The 4096-nt window shown below is 76.2% G+C and carries 3 protein-coding genes and 2 pseudogenes; 2 read left to right on the top strand and 3 right to left on the bottom strand.

Annotated features, from left to right (window positions below; genetic code table 11):
* Positions 1-328 (bottom strand): annotated as a pseudogene (locus EF903_RS29690) (hypothetical protein); the annotation flags it as partial.
* A gap of 16 nt (positions 329-344) precedes the next feature.
* Here EF903_RS29690 and EF903_RS35985 point away from each other — a divergent pair.
* Positions 345-650 (top strand): annotated as a pseudogene (locus EF903_RS35985) (DUF6777 domain-containing protein); the annotation flags it as partial.
* Between the two features lie 62 nt (positions 651-712).
* Positions 713-1474, top strand: coding sequence for a streptophobe family protein (locus tag EF903_RS29685; RefSeq protein ID WP_125548094.1), 762 nt, complete (start codon positions 713-715; stop codon positions 1472-1474).
* Between the two features lie 10 nt (positions 1475-1484).
* On the opposite strand, the gene EF903_RS29680 is transcribed toward EF903_RS29685, so the two are convergent.
* A complete protein-coding gene (locus tag EF903_RS29680; RefSeq protein ID WP_125548093.1) occupies positions 1485-2126 on the bottom strand; it encodes a hypothetical protein in 642 nt (213 codons plus the stop codon).
* Positions 2127-2130: 4 nt separating this feature from the next.
* A partial coding sequence (locus tag EF903_RS29675; RefSeq protein ID WP_125548092.1) for an ABC transporter ATP-binding protein/permease occupies positions 2131-4096 on the bottom strand: 1966 nt, incomplete at its 5' end.

Here is a 4096-nt window from a genome sequence, read left to right as displayed (position 1 = left end):
GTCCGGGCGGCGGCGAGCCGCCGAGCGCCCCGGGCCCGCCCGGCGGGTCCCGGCGGCCCCGGTGGCGCCTGCCCGCGGTGGCGGCGGCCGTCGCGGCGCTCGCCGCGGCCGCCGTGCTCGCGGTGGTGCTGACCCGGCCCGCCGGCGAACCGGCCGCGACGGGCGGCGAGCTGTTCCTCGAACCGGCCTCCGCGCAGGGCAGGGCGCCCTTCACCGAGTCCACGGCGACGGTCCCGGCCGGCGCCGCCGAAAGCCGCGCGCCGTCCGGGGACGCCCCGGGCCGGCCGCCCGCCACCGCCACCGGCACCGTCACCACCCGATCCCTCACGGGCGCCTCCCCGGGCCTGTACGGAGGCACCCGCGACACGGCCAGCTGCGACGTCGAGAAGCAGGTCCGCGTCCTGTCCGCGGACCCGGCCGGGAACGCGGCGTTCGCCGAGGCCCTCGGCATCCGGCCCGGGGAGGTCCCCGGCTTCCTGCGCTCGCTGACCGCCGTCACCCTGCGCGTCGACACACGGGTCACCAACCACGGCTACCAGGACGGCCGTCCCACCCCGTACCAGGCGGTGCTCCAGGCCGGCACGGCGGTCCTGGTCGACGACCACGGCGTGCCGCGGGTGCGCTGCGCGTGCGGCAACCCCCTGGACCAGCCGGTCGCGCTGAAGCCGGACTCGCGCCGCTTCGGGCAGCCCTGGGCGGCGTACCGGCCACCGTGCTGTTCGGGCTGCTGTGGATCGCGGGCCTGCTGCTGGTGGTGCTGCTCGTCTCGCGCCGGGCACCGCTGCCGGCGCGGCTGGTCCGCTTCCACGCCGCCGTGCGGCCCGCCGCGTCCGCCACCGCCGTGCTGCTCCTCGCGTACGTGTCCCTCGGGCTCGGCACCGGCCTGGTCGCGGCGGTCACGCGCGGCCAGCCGGACCGGGTGTTCGCCGTGGTCCTGCTCGCCCTGCCCAACCTGGCGTGGCTCGCGCTCACCCTCGGCTTCGGCGGGGCGTGGGACGGCCGGGCGGAGGGGCCGTTCGGGCTGCCCGTGCCGCAGGTGCTGGACCGGGTCGTGCGCGACGCCGACCGATCCGCGGTGGACGTCGCCGACCTCGCCCGCCACGACGGGCGCATGTGGTGGCTGGTGGCCGTCACGGCCCTCGCCCTGCTCGGCACGGGCCTGCTGGCCGCCCTCCGCTCCCCCGCGCACGTACGGGCCCGGCAGCACGCGCTGCACCTGGCGGTGGCCCTCGGCGCGGCCGCCCTGGCGGTGTCCCTGCTGGCCTCCGTCGAGGCGCGCTTCGGGCTGGCCCTGATGGGCATCGGCGACACGGGCGGGCTGGGCACGACGGTCGAACTGCTGCCCGTCCTGTGGCGGAACGTGGGGCTCGGGGTGCTGTGGGGTGCGGTCGCCGGCTTCCTCGGCGCCCTGGCGGCCCGACCGGTGCACCGGCGCGCCGCCGCCCGCGGGCGGTCCGCGGCGCCGCGGCGGTGACCTGGAGGGCTCAGCCTCCCGCCTCCGGCGGGGTGACGACCCGGGTCGGCTCGTGGGCCTCGGCGCGGGCCGCCGGAGCCGGGCGCTCCATCGCGGAGCCGGCCTCTCCCACGGCGGTCGGCGTCGGCTCGGCCCGCGGGGCCGGATCGCCGCCGGGCGCGGGGGCCGCGTAGGCGGCGAGGCGGGTCCCGTCGCCGTACATCCACTGGCCGGAGGCCTCGTCGTACAGCCACACGGATTCGCCGTCGACGACGGCCCCGGACCGCAGTCCGCGCGTACGGCCGTGGAACCCCTCCTGGTCCAGCCGGCCCGCGGCGAGTTCCTCGGCGGCCTGCCGGTAGCGGTCCAGGGCGTCGGCGGCGCGGGCGAGCAGCGGCAGGGGGTCCTCGGCGCGCCCGACGGGCCGGCCCCCCGTCGGGGGCGGCTGCGGCACGGTGACGAGGAGTCGGCCGTCCACCCAGGCCGACCATCCGTTGGCGCAGAGGATCTGCCCCCACTCCCCTCGCCGGGAGAGCAGCTGCACGGGCAGGAAGGGGTCGAGGGGGACGGTCGGCCGGGAGACGTCGGGCTCCTCCCAGGCCGGCATCCCGCTCTGCGGGACGACGTGCGTGGGGCGGAACTCGGTGCCGCCGTATGCCGCGGGTGCGCCCATCTCGCTACTTCCGCATGATGGCCGGCTCGTGGCGGCGCAGCAGCCGCGCGACCAGGACGCCGAACAGCACGGAGAGGGCGGCGAGCATGCCCATGTCGAGCAGCCACACCCGGGTGTCGTGCGCGAACAGCGGGTCGGCGGTGAGCGCGCCGGGGACGATCGCGCCGAGGTCGACGGTGCCGGCCATGGCGCCGAGGGCCCATCGGGAGGGCACGAGCCAGGCGAGCTGGCCGATGACCGGTGCCCCGTCGAGCCGGAGCAGCGCCCCGCAGAAGACGACCTGCACGATGGCGAGCAGCACCAGCAGCGGCATGGTGACCTCCTCCTTGCGGACGAGGGCGGAGACCAGCAGGCCGAGCATCATCGCGGTGAAGGACAGCAGGGCGGTGGCGAGGATGATCTCGGCGAGCGGCGGCAGCAGTACCCCGCGGCCGCCGGGGGCGTTGGTGTCGACGCCGTACAGGCCGACCAAGGTGAGGACGGCCGCCTGGGCGGCGGTGATGGCGCCGAGGACGGCCACCTTGGACATGAGGTAGGCGGATCTGGACAGGCCGACGGCCCGTTCCCGCTGGTAGATGGTGCGTTCCTTGACGAGTTCGCGGACGGCGTTGGCTGCGCCGGTCAGGACCGCGCCGACGCACAGGATCAGCAGGACGTTCACGGCGGACTCGCGGGTGAGCGAGCCCCCGGCGAGGGCGCGCGCCATGGCGCCCATGACGAAGGGCAGGGCGACCATGATGGCGAGGAAGGTGCGGTCGGCGCCGAGCGCGGCGGCGTAGCGGCGCACCAGCGTGGACAGTTGTGCTCCCCAGCTCTGGGCCTTGGGCGGCGGTGCGGCGAAGGCGCCCGGGTGCCGCTCCTCGGGCTGTCCGGGCCGGCGGGCGGCTCCCTGGACGTACCGGCGGTACTGGGGGGAGGTGCGGTACCGGCCGGCCCAGTCGCGGTCGCGCTGGGCCTCGAACGCCTCGAACGCCTCGGGCCACTCGTCGAATCCGAAGAAGGGCAGGGTCTCCTGCGGGGGCCCGTACCAGGCGGTCCGGCCGCCGGGTGCGAGGACGAGGATGCGGTCGCAGACGTCGAGGCTGAGGACGCTGTGGGTGACGACGATGACGGTACGGCCGTCGTCGGCGAGGCCGCGCAGCATGTGCATGACGGAGCGGTCCATGCCGGGGTCGAGGCCGGAGGTGGGCTCGTCGAGGAAGAGCAGCGAGGGCTTGGTGAGGAGTTCCAGGGCGACGGAGACCCGCTTGCGCTGTCCGCCGGAGAGGCTGTGGATGGGCTGGCCGGCGCGCTGGTCGAGGCCGAGTTCGGCGATGACCTCGTCGACGCGGGCCTGCCGCTCGGCCTTCGCCGTGTCCTGCGGGAAGCGGAGTTCGGCGGCGTAGGAGAGGGCGCGGCGGACGGTGAGCTGCGCGTGCAGGATGTCGTCCTGGGGGACGAGCCCGATGCGGCTGCGGAGTTCGGCGTAGTCGCGGTAGAGGTCGCGGCCGTCGTAGAGGACGGTGCCGTGGTCGGCGGGGCGCAGTCCGGTGAGGGCGCCCAGCAGGGTGGACTTGCCGGCCCCGCTGGGGCCGACGACGGCGAGGAGGCATTTGGCGCCGACGGGGAAGGAGACGTGGTCGAGGAGGGTCTTGCGGCCGCGGTCGGCGGTGACGGTGAGGTCCTGGACGTCGAGGGAGACCTCGCCGGTGTCGGTGTACTCCTGGAGGCGGCCGCCGACCAGGCAGAGGGCGGTGTGGCCGATGCCGATGATGTCGCCTTCGGAGACGGCGGCGCGGTCGGTGCGCACGCCGTTGAGGTAGGTGCCGTTGTGGCTGCCGAGGTCGTGGATCTCGTGGGTGCCGTCGGGGAGGGCGCGGAGTTCGGCGTGCCGGCGGGAGACGACGAGGTCGTCGATGACGAGGTCGTTGTCGTCGGCGCGGCCGATGCTGACGGCGGTGCTGGCGGGGACCTGCCGGATGGAGGTGGGG

The sequence above is a fragment of the Streptomyces sp. WAC05292 genome (genome assembly GCF_003949955.1).
Lineage (GTDB): Bacteria > Actinomycetota > Actinomycetes > Streptomycetales > Streptomycetaceae > Streptomyces > Streptomyces globosus.
This window is presented reverse-complemented; position numbering and strand designations above follow the sequence as displayed.